The sequence below is a fragment of the Pseudomonas sp. PP3 genome, from assembly GCF_905336995.1.
GTDB classification, from domain to species: domain Bacteria; phylum Pseudomonadota; class Gammaproteobacteria; order Pseudomonadales; family Pseudomonadaceae; genus Aquipseudomonas; species Aquipseudomonas reinekei.
In genome coordinates, this window is sequence record NZ_HG995459.1 from 2,968,621 (window position 1) to 2,983,789 (window position 15,169).

General features: G+C 60.9%; 11 protein-coding genes. 10 read left to right on the forward strand and 1 reads right to left on the reverse strand.

The features are described from left to right. Positions 1-134: 134 nt before the first annotated feature. Positions 135-2,096: an FAD-dependent oxidoreductase gene (locus KHO07_RS13535; RefSeq protein WP_212627491.1), complete on the reverse strand. Its 1,962-nt coding sequence runs from the start codon at positions 2,094-2,096 to the stop codon at positions 135-137. A gap of 200 nt (positions 2,097-2,296) precedes the next feature. On the opposite strand from KHO07_RS13535, the gene KHO07_RS13540 reads away from it, so the two are divergent. The 10 genes from KHO07_RS13540 (at position 2,297) to KHO07_RS13585 (ending at position 15,165) form a co-directional block, all read left to right on the forward strand. Beyond that, complete coding sequence (locus KHO07_RS13540) at positions 2,297-3,088, forward strand: class II aldolase/adducin family protein (RefSeq protein ID WP_212627492.1); 792 nt, start codon at positions 2,297-2,299, stop codon at positions 3,086-3,088. Between the two features lie 13 nt (positions 3,089-3,101). Then, entirely contained in the window at positions 3,102-4,352 is a 1,251-nt protein-coding gene (locus tag KHO07_RS13545; RefSeq protein WP_212627493.1) for a hypothetical protein, read from the forward strand. Between the two features lie 20 nt (positions 4,353-4,372). Continuing rightward, on the forward strand, positions 4,373-5,020 hold the full coding sequence (locus tag KHO07_RS13550; RefSeq protein WP_150733049.1) for a TetR family transcriptional regulator C-terminal domain-containing protein: 648 nt from the start codon (positions 4,373-4,375) through the stop codon (positions 5,018-5,020). Between the two features lie 75 nt (positions 5,021-5,095). Further along, complete coding sequence (locus KHO07_RS13555; RefSeq protein ID WP_212627494.1) at positions 5,096-5,812, forward strand: response regulator; 717 nt, start codon at positions 5,096-5,098, stop codon at positions 5,810-5,812. 5 nt (positions 5,813-5,817) lie between these two features. After that, the gene (locus KHO07_RS13560; protein WP_212627629.1) at positions 5,818-6,588 is read left to right on the forward strand and encodes a transporter substrate-binding domain-containing protein; all 771 of its coding nucleotides are present in this window, start codon (positions 5,818-5,820) and stop codon (positions 6,586-6,588) included. After that, positions 6,585-8,846, forward strand: coding sequence for an ATP-binding protein (locus tag KHO07_RS13565; RefSeq protein ID WP_212627495.1), 2,262 nt, complete (start codon positions 6,585-6,587; stop codon positions 8,844-8,846). Before KHO07_RS13560 ends, KHO07_RS13565 begins: the two co-directional genes overlap by 4 nt. 208 nt (positions 8,847-9,054) lie before the next feature. Continuing rightward, complete coding sequence (locus KHO07_RS13570; protein WP_212627496.1) at positions 9,055-10,467, forward strand: amino acid permease; 1,413 nt, start codon at positions 9,055-9,057, stop codon at positions 10,465-10,467. Positions 10,468-11,052: 585 nt separating this feature from the next. After that, positions 11,053-11,844 carry an enoyl-CoA hydratase-related protein gene (locus KHO07_RS13575; RefSeq protein ID WP_212627497.1) on the forward strand — a complete coding sequence of 264 codons (792 nt, stop codon included), beginning with the start codon at positions 11,053-11,055 and terminating at the stop codon, positions 11,842-11,844. Positions 11,845-11,886: 42 nt separating this feature from the next. Continuing rightward, the gene (locus KHO07_RS13580; protein ID WP_212627498.1) at positions 11,887-13,047 is read left to right on the forward strand and encodes an acyl-CoA dehydrogenase family protein; all 1,161 of its coding nucleotides are present in this window, start codon (positions 11,887-11,889) and stop codon (positions 13,045-13,047) included. A gap of 18 nt (positions 13,048-13,065) precedes the next feature. Then, positions 13,066-15,165 carry an acetate--CoA ligase family protein gene (locus KHO07_RS13585; protein ID WP_212627499.1) on the forward strand — a complete coding sequence of 700 codons (2,100 nt, stop codon included), beginning with the start codon at positions 13,066-13,068 and terminating at the stop codon, positions 15,163-15,165. Positions 15,166-15,169: the final 4 nt, after the last annotated feature.

Sequence of the window (15,169 nt, forward strand, 5' to 3'; positions counted from 1 at the left end):
CTAGGATCTGACTGTCAGCGATGGAGGTACCGACACCACGTTAATCCAGTCCGCACGCGTTATCGTTAACGTCCATCGCTAGCAAGCCAGTTCCTACAAAGCACAGCGGTGAAAGCCCCGGAGTATAAACAGCCTTAAAGCTGCCAGGCGACTTTCAGGCCTTCATAAATCGCTTCTTCGGCGGTGCGTGGCGCCAGGCAATCGCCGATCCGGTAAAACTCCACCAGCCCTTGCAGCTCAGCTCCCAGCGTGTCCACCGGCTGGTGTCCCTGGCACAACACCAGCGTGTCGATATTCTCCAGCAGCATCGGCTCGCCACTGGCGGTGTGTTGCAGGTACACCGTGTTGTCGTCGCAACCATACAGCCGGGCGTACGGAATAATCGCAATGCCCAGTTTGTGCAGTTCACCGGCCAGTTGATCGCGGACATACAACGGCAGGTTTTCCCCGCAATGGGTGCCGTTGACCGCCAGTTGCACCTGATGCCCGGCGCGGGTCAGATGCTCGGCGATGCCCGGGCCGATCCAGTCGCAGCGCCAGTCGACCACCACCACCGAACGGCCGATCTGCACCTCGCCACGCAGCACTTGCCAAGCGTCCACCACCTGCAACTCGCCACCGCGTTCGAACGTTGGCCAATAGGGTTCGGCGCCGGTGGCGATGATCACCATGTCCGGCTTTTCCTGTTCCACCAGGGTGCGGTCGACGCGGGTATTGCGAACCACTTGAACACCGGCCAGTTCCATCTCCCGTTGCAGGTTGGTGCTGGCCCCGCCGAACTCGCTGCGCCGTGGCAGCAATTGCGCGAGCAACACCTGACCGCCGAGTTGTGAGCTGGCTTCGTACAACGTCACCTCATGCCCGCGTTGCGCGGCGACGGCGGCCGCTTTCATGCCGGCCGGACCACCACCGGCGACCATAATGCGCTTGCGGGTTTTAGCCGGTTGCCGCTCGCCAAAGATCAGCTCACGGCCGGTTTCCGGGTGCTGGATACAGGAGATCGGCAAGCCCTTGTGGAAGTGCCCGATACACGCCTGATTGCAGGCGATGCAAGCGCGCACATCTTCGGCGCGGCCGGTGTCGGTTTTGTTGGGCATCTGTGGGTCGCAAATCAATGCGCGGGTCATGCCGCAGACATCGGCCTGGCCCCGGGCCAGAATAAGCTCGGCTTCCTGGGGCTGGTTGATGCGCCCGGTCACGAAAAGCGGAATATCCAGACGGGCCTTGAACGTCCCGGCTTCCTTGGCCAGGTAAGCCGCCTCGATCGCCATCGGCGGCACGATGTGCACCGCGCCGCCCAACGAAGCGGAGGTGCCGGCGACGATGTGCACGTAATCGAGTTGTGCTTGCAGCGATTGGACGGCGGCCAGGGACTCGTCTTCGGTCAGGCCTTCAGGATCTCGCTCATCGGCGCAGATCCGCAGGCCGATGATGAACTGCTCGTCAGTGGCGATCCGTATCGCCGCGATGATTTCTCGCAGAAACCGCAGGCGCTGCTCAAGCCCGCCGTTGTAGCCATCGGTACGGCGATTGACCCGTGAATTGATGAATTGCGCCGGCAAATAACCGTGGCTGGCGACCACTTCAACGCCATCGATCCCGGCCTGGTGCAGGCGTCGGGCTGCGGCGGCATAGCCGGCGACAATCTCGTCGATCATCGCCTGATCCAGCGCACGGGGCATCACCCGGAAGCGTTCATTGGGCACCGCCGAAGCGGAGTAGGCCACCGCCAGCAGACCATCGCTGGACTCCATGATTTCCCGTCCGGGGTGGAACACCTGGGACAACACCACGGTGCCGTGGGCGTGGCAGGTTTGCGCGAGTTTGCGATAACCCTCGATGCATGCGTCGTCGGTGGCCATCAGCACATGGGAGGTGTACCGCGCGCTGTCATGCACGCCGGCCACTTGCAGCACGATCAGCCCGACGCCGCCCTCGGCGCGCGCCCGGTGATAGGCGATCAGTTGCTCGTTGACCAGGTTGTCGGTGGGCATCGACGTGTCGTGCCCGCTGGACATGATGCGGTTTTTCAGGCGTTTGCCACGAATCTCCAGGGGTTCGAACAGGTGCGCGAAGGCAGGGGTCGAGGTCGGCATGGTGCGGATACTCCAGGCAGGCTGAAGCCGAAAGGCCGGGTTTCGGCGTTGTTATTATTGCTCTATAGAAATTTACCTGTAGTAAAAAATCAACTTGTTTCTTTACTTTAGGTTGCGTTAGCGTGAATCGTCGGCTGGACGATGTGACACGACCGGCCTTACTGTCCTACCCAGCCGATTTCAGCCTGGAGACCACAACAATGAATAAAATCGCTACTTCTCTGACCGCGCCGCAACGCAGTGCCATTGAGCAACGCCTGCGTGAAGAGCTCGCCGCCTGTTATCGGCTGATCGCACACTTCCGGATGACCGATTTGATCTTCACCCACATCTCGGTGCGCATTCCGGGGCCGGAGCATCATTTTCTGATCAACCCCTATGGGCTGATGTTTGATGAGATTACGGCGTCGAATCTGGTCAAGATTGGTCTGGATGGCCGCGCCGTTGAAGCGTCGCCTTACCCGGTGAACCCGGCCGGTTTCGTGATTCACAGCGCGATCCATGGCGCCCGGGAGGATGCGCAATGCGTGTTGCACACCCACACCAAATCCGGCTGCGCGGTGGCGGCGTTGAAGTGTGGGTTATTGCCGGTGAACCAGATTTCCATGGAGTTCTATGGCCGCGTGGCCTACCACGACTATGAAGGCGTGGCGCTGGACATGAGCGAACAACAGCGGTTAGTGGCGGACTTGGGCGACAAGCCGGTATTGATGCTGCGCAACCATGGTTTGCTGACCGTGGGTGAAACCGTGAGCCAGGCGTTTTTGCGTATGTATTACCTTGAAAAAGCCTGTGAAATTCAGCTGGCAGCGCAGGCGGCCGGCGAAATTGTTTTGCCGTCACATGAGGTGTGCGCGCATACCGAGCGGCAGTTCAATGATCCGGGGCGGCCGCTGGAAGAGGGTGAGTTGAGTGATCCGGATGCGATGCAATTGGCTTGGGCGGCGATGTTGAGGTTGTTGGATCGGGTCGCGCCCGGGTATCGGGATTGACCGAAGCCCGGTGTTGAATCGGTTGACGCCATCGCTGGCAAGCCAGCTCCTACAGGGGTTGTGGGTGTACGCGGAAATTGTGAACGAGCCCAATACCGTAGGAGCCGGCTTGCTGGCGATAGCGGAGTGTCAGGCAACACCCATTCTGAATGTGTTGACGCCATCGCTGGCAAGCCAGCTCCTACAGGGGTTGTGGGTGTACGCGGAAATTGTGAACGAGCCCACCGTAGGAGCCGGCTTGCTGGCGATGGCAGAGTGTCAGGCGACACCCATTCTGAATTTGTTGACGCCATCGCTGGCAAGCCAGCTCCTACAGGATTTGTGGGTGTACGCGGAAATTGTGAACGAGCCCACCGTAGGAGCCGGCTTGCTGGCGATGGCAGAGTGTCAGGCGACACCCATTCTGAATTTGTTGACGCCATCGCTGGCAAGCCAGCTCCTACAGGATTTGTGGGTGTACGCGGAAATTGTGAACGAGCCCAATACCGTAGGAGCCGGCTTGCTGGCGATAGCGGAGTGTCAGGCAACACCCATTCTGAATTTGTTGACGCCATCGCTGGCAAGCCAGCGCCTACAGGGTTTGTGGGTGTACGCGGAAATTGTGAACGAGCCCAATACCGTAGGAGCCGGCTTGCTGGCGATAGCGGAGTGTCAGGCGACATCCATTCTGAATTTGTTGACGCCATCGCTGGCAAGCCAGCGCCTACAGGGGTTGTGGGTGTACGCGGAAATTGTGAACGAGCCCAATACCGTAGGAGCCGGCTTGCTGGCGATAGCGGAGTGTCAGGCGACGTCCATTCTGAATTTGTTGACGCCATCGCTGGCAAGCCAGCTCCTACAGGGTTTGTGGGTGTACGCGGAAATTGTGAACGAGCCCAATACCGTAGGAGCCGGCTTGCTGGCGATGGCAGAGTGTCAGGCGACATCCATTCTGAATTTGTTGACGCCATCGCTGGCAAGCCAGCTCCTACAGGAATTGTGGGTGTACGCGGAAATTGTGAACGAGCCCAATACCGTAGGAGCCGGCTTGCTGGCGATAGCGGAGTGTCAGGCAACACCCATTCTGAATTTGTTGACGCCATCGCTGGCAAGCCAGCGCCTACAGGGTTTGTGGGTGTACGCGGAAATTGTGAACGAGCCCAATACCGTAGGAGCCGGCTTGCTGGCGATGCAGGCGCCGCGGTTTCTCAGGCTTACGCCAAGCCACATTGTTGCTGTACAGTCGTTCAGCCCGCAGCTAACCCGTGCGGGCCTAAACGAATGAGCCTAAGGAGCGTGTCGCCCATGAATCAGGAAGCCCGTTTTTCCCGCATGGAACCGGAGTTGCGCAAGGCCAACCTGATCGAGGCGACGTTGACGTGCCTCAAGCGTCATGGCTTCCAGGGCGCCTCTATCCGCAAGATTTCCGCCGAGGCCGGTGTCTCCGTTGGCCTGATCAGCCACCACTATTCCGGCAAGGACGAACTGGTGGCCGAAGCCTACATGGCGATCACCGGGCGGGTCATGACCCTGCTGCGTGACGCGATGGAACAAGCCGCACCCAACGCCCGCGAGCGCCTGTCAGCCTTTTTCCGCGGTTCGTTCTCCGCCGAATTGCTCGACCCGCAATTGATCGACGCCTGGCTGGCATTCTGGGGTGCAGTGAAAACCGCCGAGGCCATCAACAAGGCCCACGATCATTCCTATGGCGAGTACCGCGCAATCCTGCGCAAGGTGCTAATGGAACTGGCACAGGAAGAGCACTGGGAAAACTTTGACGCCGATCTCGCCGCGATCAGTCTCAGCGCGTTGCTCGATGGCTTGTGGCTGGAGTCCGGACTCAACCCCGGCACCTTCACCCCGGAGCAGGGCATCCAGATTTGTGAAGCCTGGGTCGACGGTTTGCAGGCCGGTGGCCGCCAGCGATTTTGCAGACAGACGAGTAGCTGTTGATCGCCCGTTCAGCTGTGGCTACTCTCTGGCGTTGATGCAACCCCCCTCTAATAAGAAACAAGCAGGACACCAGCAATGACACCTCGGGTACTGGTCGTCGATGACGATCCGCTGATTCGCGAACTGTTGCATGCCTACCTGTCCCAGGAAGGCTATGAGGTGCATAGCGCCGCCACGGCGGAACTGGCCGAAACCTTCCTGGCCAGCCAGACCGTCGACCTGGTCATGCTCGATATCCGCTTACCGGGCAAGGACGGCCTGACCCTGACCCGCGAGCTGCGGGTGCGTTCGGAAGTGGGCATCATCCTGATCACCGGCCGCAATGATGAAATCGACCGCATCGTCGGCCTCGAATGCGGTGCCGATGACTACGTGATCAAGCCGCTCAATCCGCGCGAGTTGGTGTCCCGGGCGAAAAACCTGATTCGCCGGGTTCGCCATGCGCAGATCCCGCCACCGGTTGCCACCGTTGCCAAACCTGTCAAACAGTTCGCCGATTGGGCGCTGGACACCGACCGCCGTCGGCTGATCGATCCGTCCGGCAGTGAAACCCTGCTGACCCACGGCGAGTATCAGTTGCTCAGCGTTTTCCTGCGCAATAGCGGCCACACCCTCAGTCGCGATCAGTTGATGGATCAGATCCGCAACCGCGAATGGGTGCCCAACGATCGCTCCATCGACGTGCTGGTCGGCCGTTTGCGCCGCAAGTTGCATGACGATCCGGCCGAGCCGCAGTTGATCATCACCATTCACGGCGCCGGTTATCTGTTTACCGCCAGCCTGGCGGCGTGATGACGCTGGGGCGGCTGCTCTGGCTGCTGATGCTGCTGGCGGGCACCACCCAGGCAGCGGAAAAGATCCGCTATTGCGATTATCCGGTGTACCCACCGATTTCCTGGAGCGACGGCAAACAGGTGCGTGGCCTGGCACCGAGTGTGGTGAAAAACCTGTTCGGCCAGCTCGGCTACCAAGTTGAAGTCGTGGTGCTGGGTAACTGGAAACGCTGCCTGCTCGACGCCGCCGAAGGCCGGGTCGACGTGGTCCTGGCCTACAGCACCGCGCAACGCGAACAAAGCATGCTGTTTTCCAAAGTCCCGGTGCTGCGTGAAGAAGTGGCGCTGTTCATCAATCGCCAACACCCGGTGAAGTTCGAACGGTTGCAAGACCTGGCCCGTTACCGTGGCGGCCTGCTGTTCGGTGAAAGCTACGGCGTGGAGTTCGATCGCATGGTCGCGCAAAACAACAACATCGAATGGGTCTCCGATAGCCGCCAGAACTTCGGCAAGCTGATTCGCGGGCGCATCGACTTCATCACCCAGGAACGCCGCACCGGTCAGCTGTACGTCGAAAGCCTGGCGGGCGCGCAAGACATTGTCGCGTTGCCCACCGCCCTCAGCGTTGACTACCTGCGGGTCGCCGTTTCCCGTCGCTCGCCTCTGGTTGAACGCTTGTCGGATATCGATGCGCAACTGCAGCGCATGGTCGATGCCGGTGACATTGAGCGTCTGCTGAATGAGAGCGAAGTGACCTACCGCGACATGATCAATTTGCCGGTGAACAGCCCATGATCCGTGGCCGATCCGGTGGCTTGTTGCGGCGTCTGCTGCTGTTCATTCTGTTGTTCAGCCTGTGCTTCACCGTACTCGCCAGCAGCGTGCAGCTCTACATTGAGTACCGCCGGGAAATGCGCGAGATCGATTCACGCATGGAACTGATCCGCGCCGGGTATCTGGCGAGTCTGGAGCGCAGTTTGTGGGATCTCAACCAGGAACAGTTGAACGTGCAGTTGCGCGGGCTGGTGGATTTCTCTGACGTCGCCCGGGTGCATCTGATCAGCAGCGATTTCGATCTGGTGCAGGGCAATCCGCAACCGGTCGGGCCGCTGCGGGTCGAGCGTTTTGTGCTGGATTACCAGCCTCCGTCCGGGCCGTTGCGCCAACTGGGGGAGCTGGAAGTCAGCACCGATCTGGGGGCGGTGTATCAGCGCCTGTATGCCAGCGGCTTGACCAGCCTGTTGTGGATGGGCGCGTTCCTGTGTGGCCTGGCGGTGGCGTTGTCTGGGTTGTTTTATCGCCTGGTGACCCGGCACTTGCAGGTCATGGCCGAATTTGCCCGGCGCATTGCGGCCGGGCAGTGGCAGGAGCCCCTGCGCCTGGGCAAGAGCCGGAGCGCCAACGAAGACGAAATCGACACGGTCGCCAACGCGCTCGATGACATGCGTCGGGCGATCCTCAGTGACATTGAACGCCGCGAAACCGATCGGCTGGCCTTGCAGGACAACCGCGACGAGTTGTTGAAAATGGTCGAACGGCGGACCGCCAGCCTGATGCGCGCCAAGGACGAAGCCGAAGCAGCCAACCTCGCCAAGTCACGGTTCCTGGCGACCATGAGCCATGAGTTGCGCACACCGCTCAACGGCATTCTCGGCATGGCTGAACTGTTGCGCGACGCGCGTCTCGACGAGCGCGATGGCAAGCGACTCGATGCGCTGCACAAGGCCGGCGAAGGCTTGCTGACCATCCTCAACGAAGTGCTGTTCTTCGCCAAGCTGGAGGAGGGCGCAAGCCTGCCGGAGCCGGTGGATTTCTCGGTGCGCCAATTGCTCGATGAAGTGCTGACCTTGCTGGAACCGAAGGCGCTGGCCAATGACACCGTGCTGCACTGTCGAGTCGATCAGCGGGTGGCCGAGCGGTATCACGGCGCCGAACAGTTTTTGCGCCAGGTCTTGAGCAATCTGCTGGCCAACGCGATCAAGTTCACCGAAAACGGCGAGGTCAGTGTCGACGTGGCGTTGCTCACACAGGCTGAAGGCAGTCGCGCAGATCACTTGCGGGTGAGCGTCACCGATAACGGCATCGGCATCGCGCCGGCCATGCAGGCAAAGATTTTCGAGCGTTTCACCCAGGCCAGCGATGAAGTGGCGCAGCGTTTTGGCGGTACCGGGCTGGGACTGGCGATCTGCAAACACCTGGTCGAGCAGATGGGCGGGAGCATCGGCGTTACCAGTGAAGTCGATCGGGGCAGTTGTTTCTGGTTTGAGCTGACGCTGCAACCTGCCGTCGGTGCGACGGCTCAGCTGCCGATAGATGTGCCGGGGCCAGCGCTGGATATTCTGGTGGTCGAGGACGTGGCGCTCAATCGCGAAGTGGTCAGCGGTTTGCTGCAACGGGATGGCCATCGGGTCTGGCTGGCCGAAGAAAGCGAACAGGCGCTGCTGCAATGCGCCGCGCAGGCATTCGATCTGATTCTGCTGGACGTGCATCTGCCGGGCATGAGCGGTGTGGCGTTGTGCAAACGACTGCGTAGCCTCGAGGGGCCGAACCGAACCGCACGTATTTTTGCCCTGACCGCCAGCGTGCAGCCGGCGCTGGTGCGCGGGTATCTGGATGCCGGCATGGACGGCGTGCTCGCCAAACCGCTGAAACTGGACCAGCTGCGTAAAGCCTTGAGTGAACAGCCACTGACGCCCGAGCCGCTGCAGGAAGACAGCGCGATGGACTGGCCGTTGCTGCAAACCCATCGCACCTTGCTGGGCGAGCAGAAAGTGCAGGGACTGCTGGCCGTGCTGCGCGATTCGATCCTGCAGCATCGTCAGGCGTTGCGCGAAGCCATTGGCGCCGATGACGGCACCGAAGTCGCGCATCTGGCGCACCGACTGGCCGGAAGTTGCGATTCGCTGGGTTTTCGTGCCTTGGCCAATGAGCTGCGATGGCTGGAAGACGCGGCACGGAGCAACGACGAAGCGGCGGTCCGCTTGCTCGCACCGCAGATCGACGGGCAATGCCAACGCTCGCTGGACACGCTGGAACAGCTGTTGCAGAGCTGACGTACAAATTTGTTACGACTTTTCACAACTTCGATCTTTACGTACAACGCGACCTTACATGGCTTTCCAATAATCGACGCAACCGCCGCAGCGCGGTCTTCGAAGCTTATTGGAGATAATAATAATGAATTGCCGTAAAGCTGATTCCTCCCCGTGCCCTGACGTCCTGTCATGCACTGCGCACCTCACCGACTGCTGAGGTGCAGACATGAACGAAAATACTGATCGCAAAGGCATCCAACTGACCCGGGCCCTGAAAAGCCGGCACATCTTCATGCTGTCCCTGGGCGGGGTGATTGGCACCGGGCTGTTCATGGGCTCCGGTGTCATCATCAATCAGGGTGGCCCGGTGGGCGCGATTCTGGCGTACCTGGTCGCAGGTTTCCTGATGTATCTGGTGATGGTCTGCCTCGGTGAACTGTCGGTACAGATGCCGGTGTCGGGCTCGTTTCAAACCCATGCCACCCAGTACATCGGGCCGGCCACCGGCTTCATGATCGGCTGGGTCTACTGGATGAGCTGGGCGACCACCGTTGGCCTGGAATTCACCGCCGCCGGCATGCTGATGACCCGTTGGTTTCCTGAAGTGCCAATTTGGTACTGGTCGGCGCTGTTCGTGGTGGTGTTGTTCGGCATCAACGCTATGGCGACCCGCGCATTCGGTGAGGCGGAATACTGGTTTTCCGGGATCAAGGTCGCGGCGATTCTCGGTTTTATCGTGGTTGGCGTGTTGGTGATCTTTGGCGCGATACCGCTGAGCAGCGGCGCGCCCGCGCCGATGGCGAGCAATCTGATTGGCGATTCGTTGTTCCCCAATGGGTTGTCGGCGGTGTTCGCAGTGATGATGACTGTGGTCTACGCCTTCCAGGGTTGCGAGATCATGGGCGTGGCGGCCGGCGAAACCGATCAGCCGGAAAAGAGCATCCCGCGAGCCGTGCGCAACGTGGTGTTCCGCGTGCTGATTTTCTATGTGCTGGCGATCATCGTGCTGTCGGCCATCGTGCCATGGCAGCAGGCCGGGTTGATGGAAAGCCCGTTTGTGCAGGTGTTCGATATGGTCGGCATTCCATACGCGGCTGACTTGATGAACTTCGTGATCCTCACCGCGATTCTGTCGGTGGGCAACTCCGGCCTGTATGCCTCGACGCGCATTCTGTGGGCGATGTCGAAAACCGGAATGGCGCCCAAGAGCCTGTCGCCGCTGAGCAAGCGTGGCGTGCCGCTGCGTGCATTGAGCATCACGTTGTGCTTTGCCCTGGTGTCGTTGATGACCAGTTTCGTCGCGGCCGACACCTTGTTCATGGTGCTGATGGCGATCAGCGGCATGTCCGGCACCGTAACCTGGATTGTCATCGCGCTGGCACAGTACAAGTTCCGCAAGGCCTGGCTGCGTGACGGCAACAAACTCAGCGACCTGAAATACCGTGCACCGTGGTTCCCGGTATTGCCGCTGATGTGCATCACCTTGTGCTGCTCGCTGTTCGTGTTCCTGGCCCTGGATGAAACCCAGCGTCCATCGCTGTATTGGGGCTTCGGGTTCATCGCGCTGTGCTATGGCGCGTATTTCCTGATCCATCGCAAGCGTCAGGCCGTGTTGGCACCAAGCCTGCCGACAGCCTGATCCCCGTAGGAGCCGGATTGCTGGCGATAGCGGTGTATCAGCCAGCAGAGATGTTGGATGTGACGCTGCAATCGCCAGCAAGCCGGCTCCTACCTTTTATGTGGTGGATTCAAAATTCTTCCTGCCGCACGCATCCCCCGTAGGAGCCGGCTTGCTGGCGATAGCGGTGTGTCAGCCAGCAGAGATGTTGGATGTGATGCCGCAATCGCCAGAAGCCGGCTCCTACCTTTTATGTGGTGGATTCAAAATTCTTCCTGCCGCACGCATCCCCCGTAGGAGCCGGCTTGCTGGCGATAGCGGTGTATCAGTCAGCAGAGATGTTGGATGTGATGCCGCAATCGCCAGAAGCCGGCTCCTACAGGTTTTCGAATGTCGCAATGCCTTGTCGGCAGTTGTTCGAAGTTGTAACAGCGGCACTGGCCTAACTCCAAAAAACAACAAATAAACCAATAAAACCAATGGGTTAACGATTACAGAAGATCGTTACAGCTCAATGCTTCCACGATTGCCGCCTTGCTGAACACTCGTTTAGTATGGCCTCAAGTCGCATCACCTCAGACCAATCAAAATAATTCGAGGATTCGCATGACTACTCATGATTCGCTGCTCAGTCAGGTCGAAGCAGGCGTTGCCTGGATTACGCTCAATCGCGCCGCTCAGCGCAACGCGCTGGACATCCCGACCCTGAACGCCCTGCATGGGTTGCTCGACAGCTTCAACGCCGACCCAGCGGTACGCGTGGTGGTGTTGACCGGCAGCGGTCGCAGTTTCTGCGCCGGCGCTGACCTCGACGAGTGGGCCGACGCCGAAGCCCGCGGTGCGCTGGAAACCTACGGCTGGACCGAAACCGCCCACGCCTTGATGACCCGTCTTCACAGCCTGGAAAAACCGACCATCGCCGCCATCAACGGCACCGCCGTCGGCGCCGGCATGGATTTGACCCTGTGCTGCGACCTGCGCATCGCCGGGCAATCGGCGCGATTCAAGGCCGGCTACACCAGCATGGCCTACTCGCCGGACGCCGGCGCCAGTTGGCACTTGCCACGGCTGATCGGCAGCGAACAAGCCAAGCGTCTGCTGTTCCTCGATGAATTGTGGGGCGCCGACCGTGCGCTGGCCGCGGGTCTGGTCGGCGAAGTCTGCGCCGATGATCAACTGCTGACCGTCGCCAGCGAATTGGCTGCGTGCCTGGCTATCGGGCCGACTTTCGCCTTCGCCCAAACCAAGAAACTCATGCGCGAAGGCGCCGAACGCAATCTCGCCGAACATCTGCAAGCCGAACTCGCCGCCGGGTTGCTCTGCGGTCGCAGCGCCGACGGCAGCGAAGCCCTGCGCGCCGCCATGGAAAAACGCCCGGCACGCTTCATTGGTCGCTAAGCCCCGCATCCACCTATCAGCACACGAACAACAGGTAGCCGCATGAATTTCCAACTGACCCAAGAACAAGAAATGTTGGTGGACTCGGTACGCAGCTTCGTCGAGAAGGAACTGCTGCCCTATGAGACCGAAGTCGACCGTGCCGACGAAGTCTCTGCCGAACTGGCCGCCCAGATACGCGGCAAGGCGATTGCCGCCGGTTTCTATGCTTTCAACATGCCGGAAGACGTCGGCGGCGGCGGTCTGGATTACCTGTCCCAGGCGCTGATCGAGCGTGAGCTGTCGAAAGTGTCCTGGGCGCTGCACGTGTTTGTCGCGCGGCCTTCGAAAATCCTCATGGCCTGCAAAGGCGACCAGATCAACGACTACCTGCTGCCGTGCATCCAGGGCGAGAAAATCGACTGCTTCGCCTTGACCGAACCGGGTGCCGGCTCCGACGCCAATGCGATCAAGACCCGCGCCGTGCGTGAAGGCGACGACTTCATCCTCAACGGCAGCAAGCATTTCATCAGCCACGCCGGCCACGCTGATTTCGCCATCGTCTTCGCGGTGACCGACACCTACGAACAAAATGGCAAGAAGCGCAACGCCGTGACCTCGTTCCTGGTCGACCGCAACACCCCCGGCATGACCATCCGCCGTGGCCCGAAATGCGTGAGCAACCGTGGTTACCACACCTTCGAAATGTTCTTCGACGATTGCCGCGTGCCGTCCAGCAAAGTGCTGGGTGAAGTCGGCAAAGGCTGGGACGTCGCCAACGCCTGGCTGACTGCCGGGCGGGTGATGGTCGCGGCCAACTGTGTCGGGCAGGCCCAGCGTGCACTGGATTGCTCGCTGCAATGGGCGGCCGACCGCAAGCAGTTTGGCCAGGCCATAGGTCACTTCCAGGGCGTGTCGTTCAAATTGGCGGACATGGCGACTCAGATCCGTGCCGCGGAACTGCTGACCCTGCACACCGCGTGGAAAATGGACCAGGGCACCATGACCGACGGCGAGGCCGGCATGGCCAAGTTGTTCGCCAGTGAAGTGCTCGGACGTGCGGCGGATGAAGCCGTGCAGATCTTTGGCGGCATGGGCCTGATGGATGAAAGCCCGGTGGAGCGCATTTGGCGTAACGCGCGGATCGAGCGAGTCTGGGAAGGCACTTCGGAAATCCAGCGCCACATCATTTCCCGCGAGTTGTTGCGGCCACTGCTGCGCTGATCGGCCTGGAGAATTGCCATGTCCCAAACCATTCGCGACAACCTCCAGCGCATGCTCGCGCCACAACACGTGGCGTTTGTCGGCGGCCGCAGCATGGCGCGCGCCCTCAAGCGCTGCGCCGACGGTGGCTACCAAGGGCAAATGTGGCTGGTCAACCCGCAGCACGACAGCCTTGAAGACGTGCCCTGCGTGCGCAGCATTGCCGATTTGCCCTGCGGGCCGGACGCGGTGTTCATCGCCACCAACCGTGATTTGACCCTGAACTGCGTCGCCGAACTTGCCGCCATCGGTGCCGGCGGCGCGATTTGCTATGCGTCGGGGTTCGCCGAAACGGGCGCCGAAGGCCAGGCGCTGCAACAACAACTGCTTGCAGCCGCCGGCGACATGGCGTTGCTCGGCCCCAACTGCTACGGCTTGCTCGACTATCTGCACAGCGCCGCGCTGTGGCCGGTGGCCCACGGCGGCAAAGCGGTGGAGAAGGGCGTGGCAGTGCTGACCCAGAGCGGCAATTTCGCCTACAACCTGTCGATGAGCGACCGTTCGCTGCCGGTGGCCTACATGGCGTCGGTCGGTAATCAGGCGCAACTGGGCGTGGCGGAACTGATGGATGTGCTGCTCGACGAGCCGCGCGTAACCGCCATCGGCCTGCACCTCGAAGGTTTGAAAAACGTCCCGGGGTTCGCCCGCGCCGCGCACAAGGCCCTGGAAAAGGGCATTCCGATCATCGCCTTGAAAACCGGCGTGTCGCAGATCGGCGCCGAACTGGCCCTGAGTCACACCAGTTCGCTGTCCGGTTCCGATGCGCTGTACGACGCGTTGTTCGAGCGCCTGGGCGTGATTCGCGTCAGTGGCCCGGTGAGTTTTGTCGAAACCCTGAAAGCCGCCGCCTGCGGCAATCTACCGGCGGGCAACAGCCTGATCGCGCTGGCTTGTTCCGGTGGCGATGCCGGGCTGATTGCCGACTACGCCGAACGCAATGAACTGGGCTTGCCGACACTCGATGACGGGCAGGTCGGCGAACTGGCGCAGGTGTTGCCCGGTTACGCCAATCTGGTCAACCCGCTGGATTTCACCACCGCGATCTGGGGCGATGGCGCGGCGCTCAATCGCATGCTCGACAGCGCCCTGCGCACGCCCGCCGACGCGGCGATGCTGGTGCTCGATTACCCCGCCGAGTTCACCGGCGAGCGCAAGGAGTGCGACCTGCTGCTTGAGCTGTACTGTGCAGCATTGAAGCGTCATGGCAAGAGCGGCTTTGTCACTTCGGCGTTCCCTGAATTACTGCCGGCCCACGCCCGTGAGCGGCTGCATGCCCAAGGCGTGGCGGCGTTGCAAGGCGTCGAGGATGGTTTGGCGGCGTGGGGTCGAATCGCCGGTTACCAGCGCAATCGTCAGGCGTTGTTGGCACTGGGTGAGTCGGCGTTGCTGCCGCTGTGTCCGCAAGCATTGACCGGCGAGGGTGAGCTGCTCAATGAATGGAATTCCAAACAGGCATTAAGCGCTTTCGGTCTGCCGACGCCAAACGGCGTTCTCAGCACCCCGGCCAATGCCTTGAAAGACGCCGAAGTGCTGGGCTACCCGCTGGTGGTGAAAGCCGTCAGCGCACAATTGCCGCACAAGACCGAAGCCGGCGCCTTGGCACTGAACCTCAAGGACAGCGCCGCATTAAGCGCAGCACTGGAAACCATGCGCGCCAGCATCGCCGCGTATGCGCCGGGCGTGGCGTTCGATCAACTGCTGCTGGAGCCCATGGCCAAACCGCCGTTGGCCGAGTTGATCGTCGGCATCAAACGCGAAAACGATTTCGGCCTGGCCCTGGTGATTGGCGCCGGCGGCATTCTGGTGGAATTGCTCAAGGACAGTCGCAGCCTGTTGCTGCCGACCACCGACGGCGCCATCCGCAACGCCGTGCTCAGTCTGCGCAGTGCACCGTTGCTGCAGGGTTTCCGTGGCCGTGATGCGGCGGATCTGGAAGCGCTGGTGGCCGCGATTCGCGCGGTCGCCGATTACGCCTGCGAAAACGTCGCGCAATTGCTGGAACTCGATGTGAACCCATTGTTGGTCGGCGCCGATGGCACGACTGCGGTCGATGCGTTGATTCGCCTTGGCCATGCGTGAGGAC

Bases quoted from the DNA above. Each gene is read 5' to 3' on its own strand.
- KHO07_RS13565 (WP_212627495.1), top strand. From the start codon at position 6,585: ATGATCCGTGGCCGATCCGGTGGCTTGTTGCGGCGTCTGCTGCTGTTC.
- KHO07_RS13575 (WP_212627497.1), top strand. From the start codon at position 11,053: ATGACTACTCATGATTCGCTGCTCAGTCAGGTCGAAGCAGGCGTTGCC.
- KHO07_RS13555 (WP_212627494.1), top strand. From the start codon at position 5,096: ATGACACCTCGGGTACTGGTCGTCGATGACGATCCGCTGATTCGCGAA.
- KHO07_RS13540 (WP_212627492.1), top strand. From the start codon at position 2,297: ATGAATAAAATCGCTACTTCTCTGACCGCGCCGCAACGCAGTGCCATT.
- KHO07_RS13550 (WP_150733049.1), top strand. From the start codon at position 4,373: ATGAATCAGGAAGCCCGTTTTTCCCGCATGGAACCGGAGTTGCGCAAG.
- KHO07_RS13585 (WP_212627499.1), top strand. From the start codon at position 13,066: ATGTCCCAAACCATTCGCGACAACCTCCAGCGCATGCTCGCGCCACAA.
- KHO07_RS13535 (WP_212627491.1), bottom strand. From the start codon at position 2,096: ATGCCGACCTCGACCCCTGCCTTCGCGCACCTGTTCGAACCCCTGGAG.
- KHO07_RS13580 (WP_212627498.1), top strand. From the start codon at position 11,887: ATGAATTTCCAACTGACCCAAGAACAAGAAATGTTGGTGGACTCGGTA.
- KHO07_RS13570 (WP_212627496.1), top strand. From the start codon at position 9,055: ATGAACGAAAATACTGATCGCAAAGGCATCCAACTGACCCGGGCCCTG.